This is a genomic window from Amnibacterium setariae, assembly GCF_003581425.1.
Classification (GTDB): domain Bacteria; phylum Actinomycetota; class Actinomycetes; order Actinomycetales; family Microbacteriaceae; genus Amnibacterium; species Amnibacterium setariae.
In genome coordinates, this window is the sequence record NZ_QXTG01000003.1 from 190,689 (window position 1) to 216,336 (window position 25,648).

Sequence of the window (25,648 nt, forward strand, 5' to 3'; positions counted from 1 at the left end):
CACGGGCGCCCCGCGCCCGTGCCCGGACCAGGGGCAGAATCGGACGCATGGCTGACGTCGACTGGGGCAGGTTGCGGGAGGCGGCTCGCGCCGCGATGGAGAAGGCGTACGTGCCGTACTCGCACTTCCCCGTCGGCGCCGCCGCGCTGGTCGACGACGGCCGGATCGTCTCCGGCTGCAACGTCGAGAACGCCTCCTACGGCGTGACGCTCTGCGCGGAGTGCTCGATGGTGTCGGAGCTCGTCATGACGGGCGGCGGCCTGCTGACCGCCTTCGCCTGCGTCGACGGCGACGGCCGCGTCCTGATGCCCTGCGGCCGCTGCCGCCAGCTGCTCGTCGAGCACGCCGCGCCCGGCATGGTGCTCGAGACCGTCTCGGGCCTCCGCACGATCGACCAGGTGCTGCCCGACGCCTTCGGCCCGCGCCAGCTCGTCCAGTACGCGGAGACCCGCCCCGAGAGCTGAGCGTCCCGGGCCGGCCTCCGGTATCGGATCGGTAACACCCGACCCGGGTGCAAGCCCGATCGTCACGCGGCGTCATGGCGCCGTCTAGCCTGTCGTGCTGTCCGGTGCCTGAGAGGCGCCACCTGCCCACGACGAAGGGTTCCCCTTGACCTCACTCTCGAAGCGCATCGGTGTCGGTGCCGCCGCGTCCATCGGCGTCATCGCGCTGCTCACCGGCTGCGGCACGGCGCCCTCCGCCACCTCGAGCTCCGGCGCGGCGTCGAGCGGCGCGGCGGCCTCGTCCTCGTACCTGCCCTGCATCGTCTCCGACCAGGGCGGCTTCGACGACCGCTCCTTCAACCAGCTCGGCCTCGAGGGCGTCAAGGCCGCGGCGAGCGACCTCGGCAGCCAGTTCAAGTCGGTGCAGTCCGCGACCGCGAACGACTACGCGTCGAACATCGACAACCTGGTCGCGCAGAAGTGCAACATCGTCGTCGCGTCGGGCTTCCTCCTGGTCAACGCCGTCAAGGCGTCCGCGCAGAAGAGCACCTCGACCGACTTCGCGATGATCGACGACAACTCGATCGACCTGCCGAACGTGAAGAACGTCGTGTTCAACACCAACGAGGCCGCGTTCCTCGGCGGCTACGCGGCCGCCGCGTACTCGAAGACCGGCACGGTCGCGACCTGGGGCGGCATCGCCATCCCGCCGGTGACGATCTACATGGACGGCGTCGCCAAGGGCGTCGCGTACTACAACAAGCAGAAGGGCAAGAACGTCAAGCTGCTCGGTTGGAACGCGGACAGCCAGAAGGGCACGTTCGTCGGCAACTTCAACGACCAGAACAAGGCGAAGACGTTCACGACGAACTTCCTGAACCAGGGCGCCGACGTGATCATCCCGGTCGCGGGCAGCCTGTACCAGGGCGCCGGCGCGGCGATCAAGTCGTCCGGCAAGACCGCCGTGCTCGAGGGCGTGGACGCCGACGTGTACAACACCGACACGTCGGGCGCCAAGGACCTGATCCTCGTCAGCATCCTGAAGAACATCTCCACCGCCGCGAAGGACGTCGTCGAGCAGTCGGCGAAGGAGAAGACCTTCGACAACAAGCAGTACGTGGGCGACCTGAAGAACGGCGGCGTCGGCCTGTCGTCCTTCCACGACTACGAGTCGAAGCTGCCCTCGGGCCTCTCGGCCGACCTCGACACGATCAAGGCCGGAATCATCGACGGCTCGATCGACGTCTCGTCGAAGGCCGCCTTCACCAACTGATCCGTCCCGGATCGAACCCGACGGGTCGCGGCGTGCTGCACGCCGCGGCCCGTCGGCCGTGTTCCTGAGAGGATCGACGGCGATGAAGCTGGAACTGCGCGGCATCACGAAGCGCTTCGGCGCCCTGACCGCGAACGATCACATCGACCTCGTGGTCACCCCGGGGGAGATCCACTGCCTGCTCGGCGAGAACGGGGCGGGCAAGTCGACCCTGATGAACGTCCTGTACGGGCTCTACCAGGCCGACGAGGGCGAGATCCTGCTGGACGACGAGGTCCAGCACTTCTCCGGCCCCGGCGACGCGATGCGCGCCGGGATCGGCATGGTGCACCAGCACTTCATGCTCGTGCCGGTCTTCACCGTCGCGGAGAACGTCATGCTCGGCCACGAGTCGACGAAGGCGGGCGGCCGTCTCGACCTCGACGCGGCCCGCGCCCGCGTGCGCGAGATCTCCGACCGGTTCGGGTTCGACGTCGACCCTGACGCGCGGATCGAGGACCTGCCCGTCGGCGTGCAGCAGCGCGTCGAGATCATCAAGGCGCTGTCGCGCAACGCCGGCGTGCTCGTGTTCGACGAGCCGACCGCGGTGCTGACGCCGCAGGAGACCGACGAGCTGATCGGCATCATGAAGCAGCTCCGCGACTCCGGCACCGCCATCGTCTTCATCACGCACAAGCTGCGCGAGGTGCGCGAGGTCGCGGACCGCATCACCGTCATCCGGCTGGGCCAGGTGGTGGGCGAGGCCGAGCCCACCGCGAGCAACGCCGAGCTCGCCTCGCTCATGGTCGGCCGCGCCGTCGAGCTGACCGTCGACAAGACCCCGGCCCGGCCCGGCGCCGACGCGCTCGTCCTCGACGACGTGCACGTCTACGACCTGAACGGCGTGCCCGTCGTCGACGGCGTCAGCCTCACCGTCCGCGCGGGCGAGATCCTCGCGATCGCCGGGGTGCAGGGCAACGGCCAGACGGAGCTGACCGAGGCGATCTTCGGCCTCCAGCCGCAGGTCACCGGTCGGATCGTGCTCGACGGCGAGGAGCTGACGGGCCGGACCGTGCGCCAGGTGCTCGACGCGGGCGCCGGCTTCGTGCCGGAGGACCGGCAGCACGACGGGCTCGTGCCGGAGTTCACCATCGCGGAGAACCTCATGCTCGACCGCGCCGACGGGGAGCCCTTCGTCCGGCTCGGCGCGCTGCGGCTGAAGGACCTCGCCGCCTTCGCGCAGGAGCGGCTGCGCCGCTTCGACATCCGCGCGCAGGGCATCGGCACCCGCGTCGGCCGCCTGTCCGGCGGCAACCAGCAGAAGGTGGTGCTCGCCCGCGAGCTGTCGCGGGAGCTGCGGCTGTTCGTCGCCGCGCAGCCGACCCGCGGCCTCGACGTCGGGTCCATCGAGTTCGTGCACGAGCAGATCGTCGCCACGCGCGACGCGGGGGTGCCGGTGATCGTGGTGTCGACCGAGCTGGACGAGGTGGTCGCGCTCGCCGACCGCATCGCCGTCATGTACCGCGGGCGGGTCGTCGGCGTCGTGCCGGCGGACACGCCCCGCGACGTGCTGGGCCTGATGATGGCCGGCGAGGCCCCGCAGGCGGTGGCGGCGTGACCGGCGAGGCGCTGCCGGTCGCGGAGACCGGCCGCGAGCCGCAGGGGCTCGAGCCCGGGCAGGACCCGCAGCAGCAGCGGCCGGAGCGGCCGGCCGAGCACGGCGCGCGCCGCGTGCTGCGGGAGATCCTCTCCGGCAGCGCGCTGCTCAGCGTGCTCGCCGTGGTCGTCTCGCTGGTCATCGGCGCGATCCTCATCGCCGTCACGAACCCCGCGGTCATCCAGGCGTCGGGCTACTTCTTCGCCCGCCCGGGCGACACCGTCTCCGCGGTGCTGAACGCGGTCGGCGGCGCCTACGGCTCGCTGTTCCGCGGCGGCCTGATCGACTTCTCGGCGGTCGGCTTCTGGGCCGGCATCCAGCCGCTGCTGCGCAGCCTCGGCTTCGCGACGCCGCTCATCGCGGCCGGCCTCGGCATCGCCATCGGCTTCCGCGCCGGCCTCTTCAACATCGGCGGCCAGGGCCAGATCCTCATCGGCGGCGCGGTCGCCGGCTGGATCGGCTTCAGCCTCCCGCTGCCCGGGCCGCTGCACCTGATCGCGGCGCTCGTCGGCGGCCTGCTGGGCGGCGCGCTCTGGGCCGCGATCCCCGGCGTCCTGAAGGCCCGGACCGGCGCCCACGAGGTGATCGTCACGATCATGCTCAACTACATCGCCTTCTACCTGCTCGACTACTTCCTGAACACGCCGGTGCTCCAGGCGCCCGGCTCGAACACCCCGGTGTCCGCGCCCACCGCGCCGGACGCGGTCCTGCCGCAGCTGTTCGGCAGCCCGGTCAACCTCGGCTTCCCGCTGGTCGTCCTGCTCGTGCTCGCGGCCGCGTACCTGCTCGACCGGTCCAGCCTCGGCTTCAAGCTGCGGGCGGTCGGCGAGAACGCCTCCGCCGCGCGGACGGCGGGCATCGACGTCAAGCGGATGACGATCGCCGCGATGGTCATCTCGGGCGTGTTCGTCGGCTTCGCCGGGGCCTACCAGGTGCTCGGCCAGACCACGAGCGGCTTCAGCACGGCGTTCGACGCGGGCATCGGGTTCAACGCGATCACGGTCGCGCTGCTCGGCCGCTCGAAGCCGTGGGGCGTCTTCTGGGCCGGCCTGCTGTTCGGCGTCTTCCAGAACGGCGGCTACACGATGCAGGCAGCGAACGCGGTCGACCTCAACGTCGTCTCGGTCGTGCAGTCGCTCATCGTCCTGTTCATCGCCGCGCCGCCGCTGGTGCGCGCGATCTTCCGCCTGCCGGCCCCGAAGGGAGCACGGGCATGACCACGCTGGAGACCAGCACCACCGGTGCCGTCGTCGGCGCCGCCGGGCCGCGCCGCTCCTGGCGCGTCGTCTGGATCTACGGCGTGCTGACCGCGATCGCCCTCGTCGTGCTCGTCGGCTTCGCCCGGCCGGGCGTCGCCCGCTTCGGCCTCGCGACGGGCAGCGACTTCGTGCAGCTGCCCGAGGTCGTGCTGCCGGGCCTCGCGACGGGGATCGTCGTCGCGCTCGTCGCGATCGCCTGCACCGTCGCCGCGGTGCTGCTGCGCCGCCGCGACCGCCACCAGCCGCTGTGGCTGCCCGTCGTCTTCGCCGTCGCGCTCGTCGTCGGCCTGCTCACCTGGGCGACGACCGGCGCCGGGCAGTCCGTGCCGCTGCCCGGCCTGCTGGGCGGCTCGCTCGCCCTCGCGGTGCCGCTGATCTTCGGCGCCCTCGGCGGCGTCATCTCCGAACGGGTCGGCGTCGTCAACGTGGCGATCGAGGGCCAGCTGCTCGCCGGCGCCTTCACGGGCGCCGTGGTCGCATCGCTCACGCGGTCGCTGATCGTCGGCCTCGTCGCCGCGATGGTCGCGGGCATGCTCGTGTCCTTCGTGCTCGCGGCCTTCGCGATCAAGTACCTCGTCGACCAGGTCATCGTCGGCGTCGTGCTCAACGTGCTCGTGCTGGGCCTCACGAACTTCCTCTACACGCTCGTCCTCGTGCCGGCGTCGGCGACGCTGAACAGCCCGCCGCAGTTCTCGCCGATCGCGATCCCGGTGCTCTCCGCGATCCCGGTGCTCGGGCCGGTCCTCTTCCGCCAGACCGTGATCGTCTACCTGATGTACCTCGGCGTCGTCGCGGTCACGATCGGGCTGTTCCGCACGAAGTGGGGCCTCCGCCTCCGCGCCGTCGGCGAGCACCCGCAGGCCGCGGACACGGTCGGCATCAGCGTCGGCGGCACGCGGTTCTGGAACGTCAGCCTGGCCGGCGCGATCGCCGGTCTCGGCGGCGCCTACCTGACCCTCGCGTCCGTGCCGTCGTTCACCCGCGACGTGACCTCCGGCGCCGGCTTCATCGCCCTCGCCGCGGTCATCTTCGGGCAGTGGAACCCGGTGAAGGCGACGCTCGCGGCGCTGCTGTTCGGATTCGCGAGCAACCTGCAGAACGTGCTCGGCATCGTGGGCAGCCCGGTCCCGCCGGACTTCCTGCTGATGCTGCCCTACGTCGTCACGATCTTCGCCGTCGCGGGGCTCGTGGGGCAGGTGCGCGGGCCCGCCGCCGCCGGCAGGCCCTACATCAAGGGCTGAGCGCCTCGAGGGCCGAGCGACCGCCGCGCGTGCGGCGATCGGTGCGGGCGACGAGCGGTAGCGTGCGCTGCATGCGGGTCCTCGGGGGAGCGGTGCTCGGCGCCGCGCTGGTGCTGGCGCTGACCGGATGCGGGTCGCAGGCGACCCAGCCGACGCGGACGGCCACCGTGACGGTCGCGCCCGCGCCGAGCGTCTCGAGCACCGCGCCCTCGCCCAGCGCGACCGCGAGCACGACCCGGACGGCGACGCCGCAGCCCACCTCCACGCGGACCGCCGCGGACCCGGGACGGCCCGCGAACCAGTGCACGGACCTCGGCGTCAGCGTGATCACCGCCCCGGGCGGCGGCGGTGCCGGCAGCGAGGCGTACCAGGTCCTGTTCACGAACACCGGCGGCACCCCGTGCGCGCTGCGCGGCACGCCCGGCGTCTCCGTCGTCGGCGGCGGGGACGGCACGCAGCTCGGGAAGCCGGCGGCGCGCGACCAGGCCGCGGTCCGGACCCTGACGCTGCAGGCGGGGGACACCGTGATGGCGCCCCTGTCGGTCGTGAACATCGGCACGAACGGCGGACCGCTCGACGGCTGCACCGTGCGGAAGGGCGACGGGTACCGCGTCTACCCGCCGCACTCGACCCGCGCGTTCTTCGTGCAGGACTCCTCCGCGGTCGCCTGCTCGCCCGGCCCCTCGTTCATGACCGTGGGCCCCGTCGTACCGCGCTGAGCCCGGCCGCACCGCCGCCTCGGTAGCGTGGTGCGGTGACCGAACCGTTCGACGCCGTCGAGGTGATCGCCGCGAAGCGGGACGGCCGCGCGCTCGACACCGCCCGCATCCGCTGGCTCGTGGACGCCTTCACGCGCGGCGTCGTGGCGGACGAGCAGATGTCCGCCTGGGCCATGGCCGTCGTGCTGAACGGGATGGACCGGCGGGAGATCCGCGACCTCACCCTCGCGATGATCGACTCCGGCGAGCGGATGTCCTTCGCCGATCTGGCGAAGCCGACCGTCGACAAGCACTCCACCGGCGGCGTCGGCGACAAGATCACCCTGCCGCTCGCGCCCCTGGTCGCCTCGTTCGGCGTCGCCGTCCCGCAGCTCTCCGGGCGCGGCCTCGGCCACACCGGCGGCACCCTCGACAAGCTCGAGTCCATCCCGGGCTGGCGCGCCGACCTGACGACCGCGGAGCTCCGCGCGCAGCTCGCGGACGTCGGCGCCGCGATCTGCGCGGCCGGGGCGGACCTCGCGCCCGCCGACAAGCGGCTCTACGCCCTGCGGGACACGACGGGCACCGTCGAGGCGATCCCGCTCATCGCCTCGAGCATCATGTCGAAGAAGATCGCGGAGGGCACCGGCGCCCTCGTGCTCGACGTGAAGTTCGGCTCGGGCGCCTTCCTCCCGGAGCGCGAGCGCGCCGAGGAGCTCGCGCGCACGATGGTCGCGCTCGGCGGCGACGCCGGTGTCGCGACCGTCGCGCTGCTGACCGACATGTCGGTGCCGCTCGGCCTCACCGCCGGCAACGCGATCGAGGTGGAGGAGAGCGTCGAGGTGCTCGCCGGAGGCGGCCCGTCCGACGTCCGCGAGCTCACCGTCGCGCTCGCCGCCGAGATGCTCGCGCTCGCCGGCCGCGACGGCGAGGACCCCGCCGCCGCGCTCGACGACGGGCGGGCGATGGACGCCTGGCGCCGCATGATCCGGGCCCAGGGCGGCGACCCGGACGCCCCGCTGCCCGTCGCCCGCGAGTCCCACCCGGTGCTCGCCGAGGCGGACGGCGTGCTCGCCGAGCAGGACGCCCGCGCCGTCGGCGTGGCCGCGTGGCGGCTCGGGGCGGGTCGGGCCCGGCAGGGCGACCCGGTGCAGCACGGGGCGGGCGTCCGCCTCCACGCGAAGCCGGGGGACGTCGTGCGCGCCGGTCAGCCGCTCGTGACGCTGCTCACCGACGAGCCGGACCGGTTCCCGCGCGCGATCGACGCGCTCGAGGGCGCCCTGGTCGTCGCGCCCGCGGGCACCGCGGTGCCGTCCCGCGACCTGATCGCCGCCCGCATCGCCTGACCCGCCGGTAGCCTGTCCCCGTGGCGGAGTGGCTTCTGTGGGGGGACGTGGACGCGGCGACCCTGCCGAAGGTGTCGCTGCACGACCACCTCGACGGCGGCCTGCGGCCCGCGACGGTGCTCGAGCTCGCGACCGAGGCCGGGATCGACCTCGAGGCGGACGACCCGGATTCGCTCGGCGCGTGGTTCCGCGACCGCGCGGACTCCGGCTCCCTCGTCGAGTACCTGACCACGTTCGACGTGACGACCGCGGTGATGCAGACCGCGCCGCAGCTCGAACGGGTCGCCCGGGAGTTCGTGCTCGACCTCGCGGACGACGGCGTGCTCTACGGCGAGGTCCGCTGGGCCCCCGAGCAGCACCTCGCCCGCGGCCTGACCCTCGACGGCGCCGTCGAGGCCGTGCAGCGCGGCCTCGAGGCCGGGGTCGAGGAGGTGCGGCGCACCGGCGGCTCCATCCGCGTCGGCCAGCTCGTCACCGCGATGCGGCACGCCGACCGCGGGCTCGAGATCGCCGAGCTCGCCGTGCGGCACCGCGACCGCGGCGTGGTCGGCTTCGACATCGCGGGCGCGGAGGCGGGCTTCCCGCCCTCGCGCCATCGCGTCGCGTTCGACTACCTGGCCGAGCACCAGCTCCCGGCGACCGTGCACGCGGGCGAGGCCGACGGGCTCGACTCCATCCGGTCCGCGCTGCTCGACGGGCGCGCCCTCCGGCTCGGGCACGGGGTGCGCATCGCCGAGGACCTCGTCCTCGAGCGCGGGGCGGGCGACCGCTCCTTCGTCACCGTCGGCCGGCTCGCGCGGTGGGTCCGGGACCGCCGGATCCCGCTCGAGCTGTCGCCGTCGTCGAACCTGCAGACCGGCGCGATCGCGGCGTGGGGCGACGAGCTCGAGGACCACCCGTTCGACCTGCTCTACCAGCTCGGGTTCACGGTCACGGTGAACACCGACAACCGCCTGATGAGCGGCACCACCCTGTCACGCGAGCTCGCGCTGCTGACCGAGGCGTTCGACTACGACCTCGACGACCTGCTGACGTTCCAGCTGAACGCCGCGGAGGCCGCGTTCCTGCCGCTCGAGGCCCGCGAGGAGCTCGCGGACCGCATCTCGAGCGGGTTCGAGGCGATCGAGTAGGGGCGGCCGATGGCGGTGCAGATCCTCACCGTGTGCGGTGCGGGCGTCGGGACGAGCGAGATCCTCCGCGTGACCGCGCAGCGCGCGCTCCAGCGCCTCGGCATCGAGGCCGTGGTCACCGCGACCGACGCCGAGCACGTCGCCGCCCTCGCGGACGACGCGCAGGTGATCCTGGCGACGAGCGAGAAGATCGCGTCGATCGGCCGGACGTACGCCCAGGTGATCGTGGTCGACAACATCCTCGACCAGGCCGAGGTCGAGGCGAAGCTCGCCGACGCCCTCGACTGACGTGGCCGACGACGGACCCTTCCGCGCCGGGCTGCGCATCGGGGTCGGTCTCGGGCTCGGCTCCTTCCTGCTCGCCGTGTCCTTCGGAGCGGCCGCGGTCGACCAGGGGTGGGGCCCCGTCGCGCCCGTCGTGGCGAGCGCGGTCGTGTTCTCCGGCTCGGCCCAGTTCGCCCTCCTGACGGCCCTCGGCAGCGGTGCGGGCGCCGGCGCCGCGATCCTCTCCGCCGCGCTCATCAACCTGCGGTTCCTGCCGATGGGCGTCGCGCTGGCCGGCACGCTCCGCGGGAACGCGCTGCGGCGGGCGCTCGAAGGGCAGGCGGTCGTCGACGCCTCGTTCGTCGCGGCGCACCGGGGCGGGGGCCGGTTCGACCGGTCGCTCCTCCTCGGCGCGACGCTGCCGCAGTGGCCGCTGTGGGTCGCCGGCACCCTGGTCGGCGTCCTCGTCGCGCCGCCGCCCGAGCTGGCCCGCTCCCTCGGGCTCGACGTCGTCTTCCCGGCGTTCTTCGCGCTGCTGCTGCTCGAGGAGGCGCGGACGTCCCGTCGCGCCCTCACCGCCGCGGTGCTCGGCGGGGCGATCGCCCTCGGGCTGCTGCTCGTGGTGCCGCCCGGCGTCGCCCTCCTCGGCGGGGCGCTCGCCGCGCTCGTCGGCCTGGCGGGGGAGGAGGTCCGGTGACGGCGGTCGTGTGGGTCTGCATCACCGCCGCGGCGCTGATCAGCGCCGCCATCAAGGGCGTCGGACCGGCGCTGCTCGGGGCGAGGCCCCTCCCGCGCCGGGTGCGGGCCGTCGTGGCCGTGATCGCGCCGGCGCTGGTCGCCGCGCTCGTGGTCGTGGAGGTCGTCGGCCCGCGGTGGTCCGCGTTCGACCCGCTCGTCGTGGCGGGCGTCGTCGTCGCGGTCGCCGCCCGGCTGCTCCGGGCTCCCATGCTCGTCGCGGTGCTCGCGGCCGCCCTCGCGACCGCGGGCCTCCGCCTCCTGCTCTGACCCCGCCCCTCCGTCTCGGAGGCAGGTCCTGCCTCCGAGACGGAGCTCACGCGGCGAGGAGGTCGCGGACGCCGGTGCGGAGCGCGTCGAGCGACGCCGCGGTCTCCGCGGCGCGCGTCTCCGGCGTCGCCGCGGTCGAGACGACGTCGAGGTAGACCTTGAGCTTCGCCTCGGTGCCGGAGGGGCGCACGATCACCCGCGAGCCGCCCGCGAGGCGGAAGCGCAGACCGTCGGTCGGCGGCAGCGCGCCGCCGACGGCGAGGTCGTCCACCGCGTCGACGGGCACCCCGCCGATCGCCGTCGGCGCAGCACGGCGGAGCCGCTCCACGATCCGGCCGGTCTCGGCGACGTCGTCGACGCGCACGGCGACCTGGTCGGAGTCGAAGCGGCCGATCGCGGCCTCCACCTCGGCGAGCAGGTCGGTGAGCGAGCGCCCCTCCGCGCGGAGGTCGGCGGCGGTGGCGAGCACCACGACGAGCGCGGAGATCCCGTCCTTGTCGCGCACCACGTCCGGGTCCACGAGGTAGCCGAGCGCCTCCTCGAAGCCGAACAGCAGGCCGGGCGCGCGCGAGATCCACTTGAAGCCCGTCAGGGTCTCGACGGCGAGGAACCCGAAGCGGTCCGCGATCCGGGCGAGCCCGGGCGTCGAGACGATCGAGCAGGCGAGGGTGCCGCCGGCGGTCGTCGCCCGGCTCGCGATCCGCCACGCGAGCAGCAGCCCGGTCTCGTTGCCGGTGAGCCGGCGCCAGCCGCCGCCTCCGTCCGGCACGGCGACCGCGAGCCGGTCGGCGTCGGGGTCGTTCGCGAGCACGAGCTCGGCGCCCGTGCGGCCCGCGAGCGCGAAGGCGAGGTCGAGCGTCCCGGGCTCCTCGGGGTTCGGGAACGGCGCCATCGGGAAGTCGGGGTCGGGGTCGGCCTGCTCGGCGACGACGGCCGGGACGGGTAGCCCCGCCGCGTCGAGCACCCGCCGCACGGTCTCGAGCCCGACGCCGTGCATCGCCGTGTAGACCCAGGGCAGCGCGGACGCGGCGGGCGCTCCGCCGACGACGGCGGTCGCGGCCGCGGTGGCCGCGACGTAGCGGTCGAGCACGTCCTCGCCGGCGGTGACCACCGCGGCGGGATCGCCGGCGTCGGCGCCGCCGCCCTCCGCGACGACGGCGTCGATCGCCGCGAGCACCTCGGCGTCCGCGGGGGAGACGAGCTGCGAGCCCGCGTCCGCGCCGCCGAGGTAGAGCTTGTAGCCGTTGTCCGGCGCGGGATTGTGGGACGCCGTGATCATGACGCCCGCCGAGACGCCGAGGTCCCGGACCGCGAACGCGAGCACCGGCGTCGGCAGGGCGCGCGGCAGCAGCACCGCGCGGATCCCCGCGCCGGCGAGCACCGCGGCCGCGTCCTCCGCGAAGACCCGGGAGCCGTGCCGCCCGTCGTAGCCGACGACCGCCGACGGGTGCGCCTCGCGGTCCCGGAGGAAGCGCGCGAGACCGGCCGTCGTCTGCCGGACCACGACCCGGTTCATCCGGAGCGGGCCGGCGCCGAGCGGCCCGCGCAGGCCGGCCGTGCCGAAGCGCAGCCGGCCGCCGAACGCGGCGGCGAGCGCCGCCTCGTCGCCGCCCTCGAGCAGGCGCTCCGTCTCCGCCCGGGTCGCCGGGTCCGGGTCGATCGCGAGCCAGGCCCGTGCCGCGGCGGCGGGGTCGTCCGTCACGCCAGGTCCTGCGCGATGCGGCGCACGATCCGGGACAGGAGGTCCGCGAGCCGGTCCTCCGCGTTCCGCCCCGCCTCGAGCACCTCCTCGTGGTTCAGCGGGCTGTCCGAGATCCCCGCGGCGAGGTTCGTGATGAGGCTGATGCCGAAGACCTCGACACCGGCCTCGCGGGCCGCGACCGCCTCGAGCGCGGTCGACATCCCGACGATCGTGCCGCCGATCGTCCGCGCCATGCGGACCTCGGCGGGCGTCTCGAACTGCGGCCCGCGGAACTGGACGTAGACGCCCTCCGCGAGCGACGGCTCGACCTCGCGCGCGAGGTCCCGCAGCCGGCTCGCGTAGAGGTCGGTCACGTCGATGAACGTCGCGCCCTCGAGCGGCGATGCGGCCGTGAGGTTGATGTGGTCCGAGATGAGCACCGGGGTCCCGGGCTCCCACGACGGGTCGATGCCGCCCGCCCCGTTCGTCAGCACCATGACCTTCGCACCGGCCTCCGCAGCGGTGCGGACGCTGTGCACGACGCGGCGCACGCCCTTCCCCTCGTAGAAGTGGGTCCTGGCGCCGATGACGAGCGCGTGCAGGCCGTTCTCGAGGCGGATCGAGGTGAGCACGCCCGAGTGGCCGGGGATGCCGGAGGCGGTGAAGCCCGGCACCTCCTCGGCGGGGATGCGGGCCACGGTCTCGCCGAGCCGCTCGGCGGCACGGCCCCAGCCGCTGCCGAGGGTCAGCGCGATCTCGTGGCGCTCGACGCCGGTGCGGCGGGCGATCTCCGCGGCGGCGAGCTGGGCGACGGCGGTCGGCGGGGTGGCGGGGTCGTCGAGCGAGGGAGCGGTCACGATCCCACCCTACGGAGGCGGCGCACCCGCGGCACCGGTCGCGGGGCGGCGCCTCCGGCCCCCGAGGTGGAGCGGGCCCGGCGCGCCGCGGCGGACCACAATGGCAGGCGTGACGTACGAGTTCGAGCGCAACCACCGCATCGTCGTGCTGGGCGGCGGCCCCGGCGGGTACGAGGCGGCGCTCGCGGGCGTGCAGCTCGGCGCGGAGGTGACCGTCGTCGAGCGGGCCGGCATCGGCGGCTCCGCGGTGCTCACCGACGTCGTGCCGTCGAAGACGCTCATCGCCACCGCGAACGCGACCGGCGCGATCGCGCGCATCGCCCGCCTCGGCGTGCACTTCTCGGTGCCGAACGAGCAGGGCCGGCACGTCGCGCCCGAGATCTCGGTCGACCTCCGCGCGGTGAACCGGCGGCTCAAGGACCTCGCCGCGCAGCAGTCGGCCGACATGCGGACGAACCTGGAGCAGGCGGGCGTCCGGATCGTCGTCGGCGACGGCCGCCTCGACGGGACCGGCCGCGTGGTCGTCTCGACCGGCCGGGGGCGCACGGCGCACGACTTCGACGAGATCGAGGCCGACACGACCGTGATCGCGGTCGGCGCGAGCCCGAGGAAGCTGCCGACGGCGCTGCCCGACGGCGAGCGCATCCTCACCTGGACGCAGCTCTACGAGCTCGACGAGGTGCCGGAGCACATCGTCGTGGTCGGCTCCGGCGTGACGGGCGCGGAGTTCGCCTCCGCCTACATGCAGCTCGGCAGCGAGGTGACGCTCGTGTCGAGCCGCGACCGGGTGCTGCCCGGCGAGGACGCGGACGGCGCCGAGCTGCTCGAGGAGGTCTTCACCCGCGGCGGCATGCACCTCATGTCCCGCAGCCGCGCCACGAGCGTCGTGCGCGACGGGGACTCCGTCGTCGTGACGCTGTCCGACGGTCGCGAGATCCGGGGCAGCCACTGCCTGATGGCGGTCGGTTCCGTGCCGAACACCACGGGCATCGGCCTCGAGGAGGCGGGGGTGCAGCTGACCGACAGCGGCCACATCCGCGTGAACCGGGTCGCGAGCACCTCCCGGCCCTCCGTCTACGCCGCGGGCGACTGCACGACCTTCCTCCCGCTCGCCTCCGTCGCGGCGCAGCAGGGGCGCACCGCGGTGTTCCACGCGCTCGGCGACGCCGTGACCCCGACCGAGCTGCGCAACGTGACGAGCAACATCTTCACGGCGCCGGAGGTCGCGAGCGTCGGATGGACGCAGAAGCAGATCGAGGACGGGATCGCCCAAGGCGAGGTCTACAAGCTGCCGCTGTCGTCGAACCCCCGCGCGAAGATCCAGAGCATGCACGACGGGTTCGTGAAGCTCTTCGCGCGCACCGGCTCCGGCACCGTCATCGGCGGGGTGATCGCCGCGCCGCGGGCCAGCGAGCTGATCCTGCCGATCGCGCTCGCGGTGGAGCACCGCCTGACGGTCGACCAGCTCGCCCGGGCGTTCAGCGTCTACCCGAGCCTCTCCGGCGCGATCACCGACGCCGCGAGGGCGATGCACATCGTCGCCTGACCCGCGCCGGGCGGCCCGCGCCGGCGCCCCCTGGACCTGCGACGGACCTGCACGGGCTGCGGAGGTCGTATGAGTCCTGCGCCCGAGGCGCGGGATGCGGGACGGTGCTCCCGTGGGCGGCCCCTCGCCCACGTCGGAGACGAAGGAGTCCCATGCGACGCGCACTCACGGCCGGAGCCGCTCTCGGCCTCGTGGCCGCCCTCGGTCTGGCGGTCCCCGCCGAGGCGAAGCCCGCTCACTACGGCAAGGCCCCCGCCACGGTGGGCGTCTTCCACGGCATCCCGAAGACGCCCGTGGACGTCTACGTCGGGTCGAAGCGCGTGCTGGACGACTTCCAGCCCGGCACCTTCTCCCCGTCGCTCTCGCTCAAGCAGGGCACCTACCTCGTGCGCGTCACGGCGGCGACGGCGAAGAACGCGAAGCACCCGATCCTCAAGGCGCACGTGTCGCTGAAGTCGGCGAAGAGCTACTCGCTGATCGCGCACCTCACCGAGAAGGGCAGGCCGACCCTCACGAAGTACACGAACGACCTGCGGGCCGTGGGTGCCGGCCAGGCCCGCCTGACCGTCCGCCACGTCGCCGCGGCGCCGCCCGTCCGCGTCGTCGTGAACGGCTTCGTCGCCGTGCCGTTCCTGAAGAACCCGCACCAGGCGAAGGGCGTGCTCTACGCGGGCACCTACGACGTGAAGGTGCAGCTCGCGGCGTCGCCGAACACGACGGTGCTCAGCGCGAAGCTGCCGGTGGCGGCCGGGACGAACGCGATCGTCTACGCGTGGGGCAGCGCGAAGGACGGCACGCTCGCGCTCGCGACGCGCGCGCCGGCGCTCAAGCACTAGCCCGACGGCACGGACGGAGAGGGGCCCGGCGCATCGGCGCCGGGTCCCTCCTCGCGTCGACCGCGATCTTCAGGCGAGCGCGGGCACCTCGTCGAGGATCTCCAGCAGGACCGTCCCCGAGGAGACCGTCGTGCCGGGCACGGCGGTGAGCCGGGTCACGACGCCGTCGCGGTGCGCGGTCAGCGGCTGCTCCATCTTCATCGCCTCGAGCACGGCGACGAGGTCGCCGGCGACGACCTTCTGGCCCTCGGTCACCGCGACCTTGACGACGGTGGCCTGCATCGGCGCCTTCACGGCGTCGCCGCTCGTGGTGCCGGCCCGGGAGGCGGCGGACCGGCGGCGCGGGGGAGCGGCGGCGGGCGCGGCGCTCTCGGGCCGCGCGAGGGCGGTCGGCAGCGAGACCTCGATGCGCTTGCCGTTGACCTCGACGGTCACCCGCTGGCGGTCGGCGGGGACCGGGCCGGTCGGGTCCTGGTCGCCGAGCGAGCCGCTCCACGGCTCGATGTCGTTCACGAACTCGGTCTCGATCCAGTTCGTGAACACGCCGAACCGGCCGTCCTCGGCCGTGAACGCGGGATCGCGGACGACGGCGCGGTGGAACGGGATGACGGTCGGCAGACCGGCGACCTCGAACTCGGCGAGCGCCCGGCGCGCGCGCTCCAGCGCGTCCGCCCGGTCCGCGCCCGTCACGATCAGCTTCGCGAGCAGGGAGTCGAAGGCGCCGGAGACGACGTCGCCCGTGGTGACGCCGGAGTCGATGCGGACGCCGGGGCCGCCGGGCACCCGGAAGGACTGCACGGGACCGGGGGAGGGGAGGAAGTTTCTGCCCGGGTCCTCGCCGTTGATCCGGAACTCGAACGAGTGGCCGCGGGGCGCCGGGTCGTCGTAGCCGAGCGCCTGGCCCTCCGCGACGCGGAACTGCTCGCGGACGAGGTCGAGGCCCGTGACCTCCTCCGACACCGGGTGCTCCACCTGCAGGCGGGTGTTCACCTCGAGGAAGGACACGGTGCCGTCGGCGCCGATCAGGAACTCGCAGGTGCCCGCACCGACGTACCCGACCTGCTTGAGGATCGCCTTCGACGACCGGTAGAGCAGCTCGCGCTGCTCCTCCGTGAGGAACGGCGCCGGCGCCTCCTCGACGAGCTTCTGGTGCCGGCGCTGCAGCGAGCAGTCACGGGTCGAGACGACCACGACGGTGCCGAACGCGTCCGCGATGCACTGCGTCTCGACGTGCCGCGGCTTGTCGAGGTACTTCTCGACGAAGCACTCGCCGCGGCCGAAGGCCGCGACGGCCTCGCGGGTCGCCGACTCGAACAGCTCCGGGATCTTCTCGATCGTGCGCGCGACCTTGAGGCCGCGGCCGCCGCCGCCGAACGCCGCCTTGATCGCGATGGGCAGCCCGACCTGCTCCGCGAAGGCGACCACCTCGGCGGCGTCCGCCACCGGGTTCAGGGTGCCGGGGGCCAGCGGGGCGCCGACGGACTCCGCGACGTGCCGGGCGGTGACCTTGTCGCCGAGCGCCTCGATCGCCTCGGGCGACGGGCCGACCCAGATCAGGCCGGCGTCGATCACGGCCTGCGCGAACGCGCTGTTCTCGGCGAGGAAGCCGTAGCCGGGGTGCACGGCGTCGGCGCCGCTGCGCCGAGCGACCGAGAGCAGCTTGTCGATGACGAGGTACGTCTCCGCGCTCGTCGTGCCGCCGAGCGCGTACGCCTCGTCGGCGAGCCGGACGTGGCGCGCGTCGCGGTCCTGGTCGGCGTACACGGCGACCGAGGCGATGCCCGCGTCCCGGGCGGCGCGGATGATGCGGACGGCGATCTCACCCCGGTTCGCGATCAGCAGCTTGGTGATGCGACGCGGCGCCGGTGACGACATGGATCCTTACTGTATTCGCAGGTCGCCGGGCCTCTTTGGTGACCTCCCACAAACTCCCCTCCCGGAGGGCGTGCGGCTCGCACAACCTCAGGCGCGGTCTGCTCGGTTCCAGAGCGACGTCCACGACGTCCCCGTGCGGCGCACGAGGTGCCGGAGGGTGCTGAGCGACAGGCCCACCACGGTCGACGGGTCGCCCTCCACCCGCTCGATGAACGGGCCGGCCAGCCCGTCGACGGTGAACGCGCCGGCGACCTGCAAGGGCTCGCCGGTCGCGACGTAGGCGGCGAGCTCGTCGTCGTCGAGGTCGTCGGCGAACCGGACCGTCGCCTGCGCGGTCGCGCCGAAGCCCTCGCCCGTGCGCGCGTCGATCAGGTGGTGGCCGGAGTGGAGCACCCCGGTGCCGCCGCGCTGCGCGTGCCAGCGGGCGAGCGCCACCGCGGGCTCGAGCGGCTTGCCGTAGGTGACGCCGCCGAAGGCGAACGCGGAGTCGCCCCCGAGGACCAGCGCGTCCGTCGTGCCGAGCGCCCGGGCGACGGCCTCCGCCTTCAGCCGCGCGAGCAGCTGCACGAGCTCCTCCGGCGCGAGGGGCGCTCCGCGCTCCGCCTCCGCCCGGGCCACGGCGGCCTCCTCGTCGACGCCCGGCGGCACGGCCTCCGGCTCGATGCCCGCGGCGCGCAGCAGCGCGAGACGGGCCGGGGAGGTGGACGCGAGCACGAGACGCACGGCCGACCACGCTACGGCGGGAAGTGGTGGAGAGTTGAGGGATGGCGGACGAAGCGCGGGGGCGCGAGGTGGAGCTGGACGTGCTCCGCATCGCGCACGGCGGCGTCGCCGTCGCCGAGCTCGACGGACGGGTGGTGTTCGTCGCCGACTCGCTGCCTGGCGAACGCGTGCTCGCGCGGATCACGGACGACCGGCACGACCGGTTCTGGCGCGCCGACGCCGTCCGCGTGCTCGAGCCGTCGCCCGACCGCGTCCCGCACGTCTGGGCCGCGGCCGCGATCGACCGCGACCCCGCGCAGCGCGCCGGCGGCGCGGAGTTCGGCCACATCGCGCCCGCCCGGCAGCGGAGGCTGAAGACCGAGGTGCTGCGGGACGCGCTGCAGCGGATCGGCGGCCTGACCGCCGAGCAGGTCGCGGCGCTCGACCCCGCGGTCGCGGCGGTGCCCGGGCGCGAGGACGGCATCCGGTCCCGCACCCGCGTGCGGCTGCACGTCGACCGCTCCGGGCGGGTCGGCCCGTTCGCCGCGCGCTCGAAGCGCGTCGTCCCGGTCGACGACCTGCCGCTCGCGGTCGAGGCCGCGGAGCGCCTCCTGCCGCGGCGGGCCCGGGGGCGGGAGCTCGACCTCGTTGCGAGCGGGTCGGGCGCGTTCGCCGCGGGACCGCGCGACGCCCGGGGCCCGGTCGTCGAGCGCGTGGGGGAGCGGGAGTTCCGGCTCGAGGCGCTCGGGTTCTGGCAGGTGCACCCCGCTGCGCCCGCGGTGTTGACCGGAGCCGTCCGCCGGGCGGTCGACCCGGCGCTGCTCGACCCGGACGCCGACAACCTCGACCTCTACGGCGGGGTGGGGCTGCTCGCCGCCGCGCTCGCCGGCGACGGCGACGTGCGGGTGACGACCGTCGAGTCCGAGCCGCGCGCGAGCGCGCACGCCGCCGCGAACCTCGCGGACCTGCCGCGCGCCCGGGCCGTCGCCGCACGCGTCGACGCCTTCCTGACCGGCGAGCCCGTGCCGCGGCCGGGGGCGACCGTGCTGCTCGACCCGCCCCGCTCCGGCGCGGGCGCGGACGTGGTGGCGGCCATCGCGGACGCCCGCCCGGCCCAGGTCGTCTACGTCGCCTGCGACCCGGTCGCGCTCGCGCGGGACCTCGGCGTCTTCGCGTCCCGCGGCTGGCGACCGGCGACGCTGGAGGCGTTCGACCTGTTCCCGAACACGCACCACCTCGAGGCCGTGGCGCGGCTCGTCCCGGACGCCTGACCCGCGCTCCGCCGCCGCGAGCCGTTCCTCCCGCGTCCTCCGGGGCGCTCGAACTGGGGCCCGCCCCTCCCCGGACGGGGACGGGACACGGGGGACGCGGCGCTCCTACCGTGGATCAACTGATCCCCGAACGAGGAGTCCGGTCGTGTCGATCGCACAAGCCACCGAGAGCGCCACCGACGTGGTGCGCGTCGCCGTGGTGGACGACCACGAATCCGTGCGCCTCGGCCTGCTCGCCGCGTGCATGCGCGAGGGCTACCAGTTCGTGGAGGAGGGCGCCAACGTCGCCGACCTGCTCGCCCGCCTCGGCGGCCGCGAGATCGACGTCGTGGTGCTCGACCTGTCGCTCGGCGACGGGGTCTCGATCACCGACAACGTGAAGGCCTGCCAGGCCACGGGCGCGGGCGTGCTCATCCACTCGATCGCCGACCGCGCCGCGGGCATCCGCGAGGCGCTCGCCGCAGGTGCCGCCGGCGTCATCCCGAAGTCCGCAGCCACCGCCGTCGTCATGGCCGCCATCCGCACCGTCGCCTCGGGCGCCGTGCTCAACAACCTCGAGTGGGCGACGGCCATCGACGCCGACACGGAGTTCGCGAAGGCGCAGCTGGGCCGCCGCGAGCGCGACGTGCTGAACCTCTACGCCTCGGGCCTGCCGCTGCGCATGGTCGCCGAGCAGCTCGGCATCGCGCCCTCCACGGTGCGCGAGTACCTCGACCGGATCCGCGTCAAGTACGTGGAGGTGGGCCGGCCCGCCCCGACCAAGGTGGACCTCCTGCGCCGCGCGGTCGAGGACGGCATCCTGCCGGGGCTCGACCCCGACGTCCCCGTCCATGACGACTGACGCGCCCGAGCCGTCGACCCCCGCGGTCGGCGCGGCGCGGTTCCAGCGCTACCTCGGCGTCATCGTCGGCGCCTTCGGCGTGCTCTACGCCCTGCAGACCCTCGACGCGCTCGTCGCCGGCTGGCCGACGATGGCCGGCCCGGTCGGCGGCGCCGCCGTCGCGCTCGTCGGCGGGTCGGTGCTGCTCGGCACGGTCGCCGCTGCGGTCCCGTCGCGGGGGAGGAGCCTCTTCCTCGGCGCGGCCATCCTGTTCTGCGCCGCCGTCGCGGTGTGGCCCTTCTCGCTCACCGGCCCGGTGCCGGAGACCCCGATGCCGTGGTTCATCGGGCTGCTGCCCGTCGAGGCGGCGTTCCTCGCCACCGCGTTCCGCCGCCCCGCGGCCTCCCTCTCGGCCTCGGCCGCCCTCAGCGTCGGCATCGCGACCGTGCTCGTCGTGCGCGGCGGGCTGTCCGTCGCCGACGCCGTGGCGAACGCGCTGTTCGGCATCGTGATCTCGCTCGTCCTCGTCGTGCTCATCTCCGCGGTCCGCCGCGGGGTGGAGCGCGCGGACGCCGCCCAGCAGGCGGCGCTCGACGGCTACGGCCGCTCGCGCCTCGACGACGCCACGGAGCACGAGCGGACGCGCACGGACGCGCTCGTGCACGACTCCGTGCTCACGACGTTCCTCGCCGCCGCCGCGGCGCGGGACCCCGAGTCGGAGGAGCTCGCGCGGCGCATGGCGGCCAACGCGCTCCGCGTGCTCGCCCATGTCAACCAGTCCGGTGCGACGGGGCCCGTCGTGCCGCTCTCGATGGCGCTCGGCGAGGCCGTCGAGCGGTTCGACCCGCTGATCCTCGGCTGGGAGGTGGAGGTCGGCGCGCTCGGCGACCTCGTGCTCCCCGCGGACGCGGCGGAGGCGCTGATCGCCTCGATGGTCCACGCGATGTCCGCGAGCGTGCTCCACGCGGAGGGCGCGACCGTCCGCTCGATCACCATGGCGGAGCTCGGCGCCGACGGCATCCGCGTCGTCCTCGCCGACGACGGGCGGGGCTTCGACCCCCGCGAGGGCCGCGACCCCCGCGTCGAGGCGCTGCAGTCCGTCGTGGAGCTCATGCGCTCCGTCGACGGCCGCGCCGACATCCGGACCGGGGCCGGCACCGGCACCGTCGTCACGCTCAGCTGGGGCTCCATCGTCATCAGCGGCACCGCGCCGCGACCCGAGCGCACCGAGGTGCCCGCATGATCTCCGTGCCGCGCTGGTTCTCCGGCGGCATCGCCGTCGCGGTCGCCGTCTACACGGCCGCCTTCGCCGTCATCACGATCGCCATGGGCGTCGCGCCGATGGCGAACCTCATCGCGCTCGGCCTGTTCGGCCTCGCGTTCGGCCTCGCGATCGCCCGGACCGGCCAGGCGTCCCTGCCCGTCACGGTCGTCGTCGGCGGCTCGGGCCTGCTCCTCCCGCTGCTCGGGTCCACCGGGCTCGACCCGGTGCGCGACAGCTACAGCAGCGGCGCCTGGTACATCAGCGGCGTCGCCTGCCTCGTGGTCGTGCTGCTGTGGCGCCGGCGCGCCGTCGCCGCATCGGCGCTGCTCGCCGTGCTCCTGCTGCACACCTACGTCTGGGGCGGGTTCGACGCCCTGAACGGCTACGGCGTCTTCGCGGCCGCCCTGATCATCGTGCTGATGGCGGCGGGCGGCTGGGCGGTCGTCAAGACGGAGCAGCACCTCGCCTCGTTCTCCGACGCCCAGCGGGAGACCCTCGAGTGGCAGGCCGCGCAGGACGCGTACCACCACGAGCGCCAGGTGCGCCTGGCCACGACCGCGCGCCTCGCCTCCGGGATGCTGCAGCGCATCGCGACGGCGACGGACGGCCTGACCGACGAGGACCGCGCCGAGTGCCGCGTGCTCGAGCAGACCATCCGCGACGAGATCCGCGGCCGCCGCCTCCTGAACGACGCCGTGCGCGAGCAGGTCATGGCTCACCGCCGCCGCGGCGCCCACGTGCAGGTCAACGACGACGGCGGCATCGACGACCTCGACCCGGCCGTGGTCGAGCCGCTGCTCGCCCAGGTCGCGCAGGCGCTCGCCGGCATCGCGTCCGACCGCATCATCATCCGCACCGCGCCGCGCGACTCGGACAAGGCCCTGACCGTCGTCGGGATGTCGAGCGACCCGATCGCGACCGCCCTCGGGATCGACGACGATGAGGAGCAGGTCGACCTGTGGCTCGAGCTCGACCGGCCGGTGGTCGTCCGATGACCGCCGTCGACCCCCGTACTGGGGATCCCCGTCCCGGTGTGGGCGCCGCGGATGGTTGCCGGACGGCTCCTATGCTCGCGCAGTCCTCGTCCCGGAAGGAGCCCGCCCATGTCGACGATCACCGCTGAGAGCGCGACCGACGTCGTGCGGGTGGCCGTCGTGGACGACCACGAGTCCGTGCGGCTCGGCCTGCTGGCCGCGTGCATGCGCGAGGGCTACCAGTTCGTCGACGAGGGCGCGACCGTGGCGGAGCTGATCGGGCGCCTCGGCGGCCGCGAGGTCGACGTCGTCGTGCTCGACCTGTCGCTCGGCGACGGCGTCAGCATCACCGACAACGTGAAGGCGATCCAGGCCACCGGCGCCGGCGTGCTGATCCACTCGATCGCCGACCGCGCCGCCGGCATCCGCGAGGCGCTCGCCGCCGGTGCGGCCGGTGTCATCCCGAAGTCCGCCGCGACCGCGGTCGTCATGGCCGCGATCCGCAGCGTGGCGTCCGGCCAGGTGCTGAACAACCTCGAGTGGGCCACCGCGATCGACGCGGACGTCGAGTTCGCGAAGGCGCAGCTGGGCCGCCGTGAGCGCGACGTGCTGAACCTGTACGCCTCGGGCCTGCCGCTGCGGATGGTCGCGGAGCAGCTCGGCATCGCGCCCTCGACCGTGCGGGAGTACCTCGACCGGATCCGCGTGAAGTACGTCGAGGTCGGGCGCCCGGCGCCGACGAAGGTCGACCTGCTGCGGCGGGCGGTCGAGGACGGCATCCTGCCGGGGCTCGACCCCGACGCCCCCGTCCATGACGACTGACGGCCGGGGGCGCGACCTCGCGGCCCGCATGGGGCTCGCGCCGATCGGCACGCGGCGCATCGAGATGCTCCTGGCCGGCATGGTCAGCACCTTCGGGCTCCTGTTCTCGGCGATCACGCTCGAGGCGCTCGTCCAGAACGCCGGCGAGACGAACCTGCTCGTCGGGGCGGCCCTCGCGGTCGCGGTCTACGGCGCGGTCCTGATGGCGGCGCTCTCCGCCCTGCTGCACCAGTGGACCCGGCCCGTCTTCCTCGCCGTCGGCATCGTCTACCTCCTCGCGCTCGCGGTCTGGCCCCTGGCCGTCCCCGGCCGGTACGAGGGTCAGGACGCGCCCTGGCTCTTCGCGCTCGCCGGCGTGCCGTCCGCGCTGATGGTGGTGGCCGCGAGCTGGCCCGTCGCCGTCGCCTACGTGCTCACCGCGACCGTCGCGGTCGGCGCCCTGCGCCTCTCGCCCTCCGGCGGCGCGGTCACCGGCTCCACCGCGGTGCTCGACGCGCTCGGCGTCGCCGAGGTCGGGTTCGGCCTGCTGCTCGTCGTGTCCGCCGTGCGACGCGCGGCCCGCAACGTCGACACCGCGCAGGGGACCGCGCTCAGCCGGTACGCCGACGCGCGCATCGACGAGGCGACCGAGTCGGAGCGGACCCGCACGGACGCGCTCGTGCACGACTCCGTGCTCACCACCTTCCTCTCCGCCGCCGCGGCGCACACGCCCGAGGGCCGGGCCCTGGCCGCGCGGATGGCCGTGCACACCATGAAGGTGCTCTCGCGCGCGACCGTCGCCTCCTCGATCGGCCCCAAGGTGCCGGTGAGCGACCTGCTGGAGCGCATCCGCGACGACGCCGGCGCCGTCGCGGACTCGTTCGACTTCGCGGCGCAGGACGTCGCCGGCCGGGTGGTGCCCGAGAACGTCGCCGACGCGATCGTGTCCGCGGCCGTGCAGGCGATGACGAACAGCGTCAAGCACGCGGGCGGGCCGGAGGTGCCGCGTTCGGTGCTCGTGGCGGGCGGGGAGGGCGACGCCGTCCGCGTGCTCGTCGAGGACCGCGGGCGCGGCTTCGACCCCGCGAAGGTCGCGTCCGAGCGCCTCGGCCTCCGCGTTTCCATCATCGAGCGGATGAGCCGCGTCAGCGGCGCCGTCGACCTCACCACCGCCCTCGGCGAGGGCACCGTGTTCACGCTGTCCTGGCCCGCCGCCGCGAAGGCGCCCGTCGCCGCGGACGCCGACGAGGCGGTGCTCGCGTGATCCCGCTCCCGCGCGTCCTGCTCGCGCTGCTCGCCGCCGGCGTCGCCGCCTGCACCATCACGAACGGCGTGCTCTCCCTGCCGGAGGCGCGGCACCCGGTCCGGGTCGAGGTCGCGATCGGCCTCTACGTGGTCGCGTTCGTGCTGACGATGCTCGATCGCCGCCCGATCCTCAACGGGCTGCTGTCCGGCCTGAACGCCGGCGTCTGCTTCGCGATGGCGCTGCTGTGCGCGAGCGGGCTCGAGTCGGACCGGACCGCGGGCGACGAGCACTGGTACATCGCCGCCGCCGGCTGCCTCCTCGTCCTCACGATGGTGCGCCGCCGACCCGCCCACGCGTGGATCGGCACCGCGCTCGTCGCCGCGCAGACGCTGCTCTGGGCGGGCCCGGAGGGCGTCCTGGACCTCGGCGTCGCGACGATGGCGCTCTGGGTGGCGGCGGCCTACTTCGGCATCCGCTCGCTCTCGCACGCGATGCGCGACATCCAGCAGTTCGCCCGGTCGGAGCGCGAGGCCGTCGAGTGGCAGGCCGCGCAGGACGCGCACCACTTCGAGCGCCAGGTCCGCCTGACGCAGACGAGCCGCGTCGCCATGCCGATGCTGCGCCACATCGCCGACGTCGACGGCGACCTCGACGAGGACGCGAAGCAGGAGTGCCGCGTGCTCGAGCAGACGATCCGCGACGAGATCCGCGGTCGCCGGCTTCTGAACGAGGCGCTGCGCGACCAGGTGATCGAGCACCGGCGCCGCGGGGCCTTCGTGCAGGTGCTCGACGACGGCGGCCTCGACGACGTCGACCCCGAGCTGATGGAGCCGATCCTCGACGAGGTGGCCGCGAAGCTGGCGCAGGTGCGCTCCGACCGGATCATCATCCGCACGGCGCCGCGGGGCTCCGACAAGTCCGTCACGGTCGTCGCGATCACCATCGACGAGACCGCCGCCGCCCTCGGCCTCGAGGACGAGGGCGAGGAGGTCGACCTCTGGCTCGAGCTCCCGCGCCCGATCCCGGCCGGCGTCTGACGCCCAGCTCGTCGGTCCGAAGCCTTCTCGCCCGAGTCGTCGGCCGAGTCGCCGGGATGGCCGGGTGGATCACCCGAGCGATCACAGCGCTTCGTTTTGACGGTGTTCTGGTCGGAGCGGACCCGCAGCCGCAGATCGACCTCTGGCTCGAGCTCCCGCGCCCGGTCCCGGCCGCGGTCTGACACCCGCTCGTCGGTCCGAGGTCGCCCGACCCGGGTCGTCGGCTGAGTCGTCGGGATGGCCGGGTGGATCACCCGAGCGATCACAGCGCTTCGTTTTGAAGGTGTTCTGGTGGCAGCGGACCCGCAGCCGCAGATCGACTCGTGACCAGAACACCTTCAAAACGCAGACACGCGCATCGGCCGGAACACGAGCCGGCCATCCCGAGGACCCGGCCCACGACTCGGGTCGAGCCGCCTCGGACCGACGCGCAGGAACCTCGA

Annotated in this window: 24 protein-coding genes; 20 read left to right on the forward strand and 4 right to left on the reverse strand. The window is 74.2% G+C overall.

The features are described 5' to 3' along the window. The first annotated feature begins 47 nt into the window (after window positions 1-47). The 11 genes from D1781_RS16625 to D1781_RS16675 all read left to right on the forward strand — a co-directional run bounded on the left by D1781_RS16625 (window position 48) and on the right by D1781_RS16675 (window position 10,295). Entirely contained in the window at window positions 48-464 is a 417-nt protein-coding gene (locus D1781_RS16625) for a cytidine deaminase (RefSeq protein WP_119483626.1), read from the forward strand. 145 nt (window positions 465-609) lie between these two features. After that, a complete protein-coding gene (locus D1781_RS16630; RefSeq protein ID WP_119483627.1) occupies window positions 610-1,716 on the forward strand; it encodes a BMP family lipoprotein in 1,107 nt (368 codons plus the stop codon). A gap of 82 nt (window positions 1,717-1,798) precedes the next feature. After that, the gene (locus D1781_RS16635; protein WP_119483628.1) at window positions 1,799-3,313 is read left to right on the forward strand and encodes an ABC transporter ATP-binding protein; all 1,515 of its coding nucleotides are present in this window, start codon (window positions 1,799-1,801) and stop codon (window positions 3,311-3,313) included. Beyond that, a complete protein-coding gene (locus tag D1781_RS16640) occupies window positions 3,310-4,569 on the forward strand; it encodes an ABC transporter permease (RefSeq protein WP_233551496.1) in 1,260 nt (419 codons plus the stop codon). The genes D1781_RS16635 and D1781_RS16640 overlap by 4 nt, the downstream gene beginning before the upstream one ends. Then, a complete protein-coding gene (locus D1781_RS16645; RefSeq protein ID WP_119483629.1) occupies window positions 4,566-5,852 on the forward strand; it encodes an ABC transporter permease in 1,287 nt (428 codons plus the stop codon). Before D1781_RS16640 ends, D1781_RS16645 begins: the two co-directional genes overlap by 4 nt. 71 nt (window positions 5,853-5,923) lie before the next feature. Then, entirely contained in the window at window positions 5,924-6,571 is a 648-nt protein-coding gene (locus D1781_RS16650; protein ID WP_119483630.1) for a DUF4232 domain-containing protein, read from the forward strand. Window positions 6,572-6,606: 35 nt separating this feature from the next. Continuing rightward, complete coding sequence (locus tag D1781_RS16655; RefSeq protein ID WP_119483631.1) at window positions 6,607-7,896, forward strand: thymidine phosphorylase; 1,290 nt, start codon at window positions 6,607-6,609, stop codon at window positions 7,894-7,896. Window positions 7,897-7,916: 20 nt separating this feature from the next. After that, on the forward strand, window positions 7,917-9,026 hold the full coding sequence (locus D1781_RS16660) for an adenosine deaminase (protein WP_119483632.1): 1,110 nt from the start codon (window positions 7,917-7,919) through the stop codon (window positions 9,024-9,026). A gap of 9 nt (window positions 9,027-9,035) precedes the next feature. Next, entirely contained in the window at window positions 9,036-9,314 is a 279-nt protein-coding gene (locus tag D1781_RS16665) for a PTS sugar transporter subunit IIB (protein WP_233551498.1), read from the forward strand. Between the two features lies 1 nt (window position 9,315). After that, entirely contained in the window at window positions 9,316-9,987 is a 672-nt protein-coding gene (locus tag D1781_RS16670; protein WP_199706726.1) for an AzlC family ABC transporter permease, read from the forward strand. Beyond that, the gene (locus D1781_RS16675) at window positions 9,984-10,295 is read left to right on the forward strand and encodes an AzlD domain-containing protein (protein ID WP_119483633.1); all 312 of its coding nucleotides are present in this window, start codon (window positions 9,984-9,986) and stop codon (window positions 10,293-10,295) included. Before D1781_RS16670 ends, D1781_RS16675 begins: the two co-directional genes overlap by 4 nt. A gap of 46 nt (window positions 10,296-10,341) precedes the next feature. On the opposite strand, the gene D1781_RS16680 is transcribed toward D1781_RS16675, so the two are convergent. After that, window positions 10,342-11,997, reverse strand: a complete 1,656-nt coding sequence (locus D1781_RS16680) for a phospho-sugar mutase (protein WP_119483634.1) — start codon at window positions 11,995-11,997, stop codon at window positions 10,342-10,344. Next, complete coding sequence (locus tag D1781_RS16685; RefSeq protein WP_233551500.1) at window positions 11,994-12,833, reverse strand: purine-nucleoside phosphorylase; 840 nt, start codon at window positions 12,831-12,833, stop codon at window positions 11,994-11,996. Before D1781_RS16685 ends, D1781_RS16680 begins: the two co-directional genes overlap by 4 nt. 109 nt (window positions 12,834-12,942) lie before the next feature. Here D1781_RS16685 and D1781_RS16690 point away from each other — a divergent pair, with 109 nt between their 5' ends. Together D1781_RS16690 and D1781_RS16695 are read left to right on the forward strand one after the other, a co-directional pair. Further along, window positions 12,943-14,379 (forward strand): NAD(P)H-quinone dehydrogenase, encoded by a 1,437-nt coding sequence (locus tag D1781_RS16690; protein WP_119483753.1) that lies wholly within the window; start codon window positions 12,943-12,945, stop codon window positions 14,377-14,379. Window positions 14,380-14,531: 152 nt separating this feature from the next. After that, window positions 14,532-15,215 carry a DUF4397 domain-containing protein gene (locus D1781_RS16695; RefSeq protein ID WP_119483636.1) on the forward strand — a complete coding sequence of 228 codons (684 nt, stop codon included), beginning with the start codon at window positions 14,532-14,534 and terminating at the stop codon, window positions 15,213-15,215. A gap of 69 nt (window positions 15,216-15,284) precedes the next feature. Here D1781_RS16695 and D1781_RS16700 read toward each other — a convergent pair whose 3' ends face one another. Together D1781_RS16700 and D1781_RS16705 are read right to left on the reverse strand one after the other, a co-directional pair. After that, on the reverse strand, window positions 15,285-17,090 hold the full coding sequence (locus tag D1781_RS16700; RefSeq protein ID WP_119483637.1) for an acetyl/propionyl/methylcrotonyl-CoA carboxylase subunit alpha: 1,806 nt from the start codon (window positions 17,088-17,090) through the stop codon (window positions 15,285-15,287). An 87-nt stretch (window positions 17,091-17,177) separates the two neighbouring features. Further along, window positions 17,178-17,813, reverse strand: coding sequence for a Maf family protein (locus tag D1781_RS16705; protein ID WP_119483638.1), 636 nt, complete (start codon window positions 17,811-17,813; stop codon window positions 17,178-17,180). A gap of 41 nt (window positions 17,814-17,854) precedes the next feature. On the opposite strand from D1781_RS16705, the gene D1781_RS16710 reads away from it, so the two are divergent. The 7 genes from D1781_RS16710 (at window position 17,855) to D1781_RS16740 (ending at window position 25,205) form a co-directional block, all read left to right on the forward strand. Further along, a complete protein-coding gene (locus D1781_RS16710; protein WP_119483639.1) occupies window positions 17,855-19,063 on the forward strand; it encodes a class I SAM-dependent RNA methyltransferase in 1,209 nt (402 codons plus the stop codon). 181 nt (window positions 19,064-19,244) lie between these two features. Beyond that, a complete protein-coding gene (locus D1781_RS16715; RefSeq protein WP_119483754.1) occupies window positions 19,245-19,904 on the forward strand; it encodes a response regulator transcription factor in 660 nt (219 codons plus the stop codon). Beyond that, entirely contained in the window at window positions 19,894-21,126 is a 1,233-nt protein-coding gene (locus D1781_RS16720; RefSeq protein ID WP_119483640.1) for a sensor histidine kinase, read from the forward strand. Before D1781_RS16715 ends, D1781_RS16720 begins: the two co-directional genes overlap by 11 nt. Further along, a complete protein-coding gene (locus tag D1781_RS16725; protein ID WP_119483641.1) occupies window positions 21,123-22,142 on the forward strand; it encodes a hypothetical protein in 1,020 nt (339 codons plus the stop codon). The genes D1781_RS16720 and D1781_RS16725 overlap by 4 nt, the downstream gene beginning before the upstream one ends. Before the next feature lie 108 nt (window positions 22,143-22,250). After that, window positions 22,251-22,943, forward strand: coding sequence for a response regulator transcription factor (locus D1781_RS16730; protein WP_119483642.1), 693 nt, complete (start codon window positions 22,251-22,253; stop codon window positions 22,941-22,943). Further along, window positions 22,933-24,186 (forward strand): sensor histidine kinase, encoded by a 1,254-nt coding sequence (locus tag D1781_RS17670; RefSeq protein ID WP_158590146.1) that lies wholly within the window; start codon window positions 22,933-22,935, stop codon window positions 24,184-24,186. Before D1781_RS16730 ends, D1781_RS17670 begins: the two co-directional genes overlap by 11 nt. Continuing rightward, window positions 24,183-25,205: a hypothetical protein gene (locus D1781_RS16740; RefSeq protein ID WP_119483643.1), complete on the forward strand. Its 1,023-nt coding sequence runs from the start codon at window positions 24,183-24,185 to the stop codon at window positions 25,203-25,205. The genes D1781_RS17670 and D1781_RS16740 overlap by 4 nt, the downstream gene beginning before the upstream one ends. Window positions 25,206-25,648 lie beyond the last annotated feature (443 nt).

Coding starts and splice junctions, on each gene's coding strand:
- D1781_RS16625 (WP_119483626.1), top strand. CDS start 48: ATGGCTGACGTCGACTGGGGCAGGTTGCGGGAGGCGGCTCGCGCCGCG.
- D1781_RS16635 (WP_119483628.1), top strand. CDS start 1,799: ATGAAGCTGGAACTGCGCGGCATCACGAAGCGCTTCGGCGCCCTGACC.
- D1781_RS16645 (WP_119483629.1), top strand. CDS start 4,566: ATGACCACGCTGGAGACCAGCACCACCGGTGCCGTCGTCGGCGCCGCC.
- D1781_RS16650 (WP_119483630.1), top strand. CDS start 5,924: ATGCGGGTCCTCGGGGGAGCGGTGCTCGGCGCCGCGCTGGTGCTGGCG.
- D1781_RS16665 (WP_233551498.1), top strand. CDS start 9,036: ATGGCGGTGCAGATCCTCACCGTGTGCGGTGCGGGCGTCGGGACGAGC.
- D1781_RS16695 (WP_119483636.1), top strand. CDS start 14,532: ATGCGACGCGCACTCACGGCCGGAGCCGCTCTCGGCCTCGTGGCCGCC.
- D1781_RS16700 (WP_119483637.1), bottom strand. CDS start 17,090: ATGTCGTCACCGGCGCCGCGTCGCATCACCAAGCTGCTGATCGCGAAC.
- D1781_RS16710 (WP_119483639.1), top strand. CDS start 17,855: ATGGCGGACGAAGCGCGGGGGCGCGAGGTGGAGCTGGACGTGCTCCGC.
- D1781_RS16720 (WP_119483640.1), top strand. CDS start 19,894: ATGACGACTGACGCGCCCGAGCCGTCGACCCCCGCGGTCGGCGCGGCG.
- D1781_RS16725 (WP_119483641.1), top strand. CDS start 21,123: ATGATCTCCGTGCCGCGCTGGTTCTCCGGCGGCATCGCCGTCGCGGTC.
- D1781_RS16730 (WP_119483642.1), top strand. CDS start 22,251: ATGTCGACGATCACCGCTGAGAGCGCGACCGACGTCGTGCGGGTGGCC.
- D1781_RS17670 (WP_158590146.1), top strand. CDS start 22,933: ATGACGACTGACGGCCGGGGGCGCGACCTCGCGGCCCGCATGGGGCTC.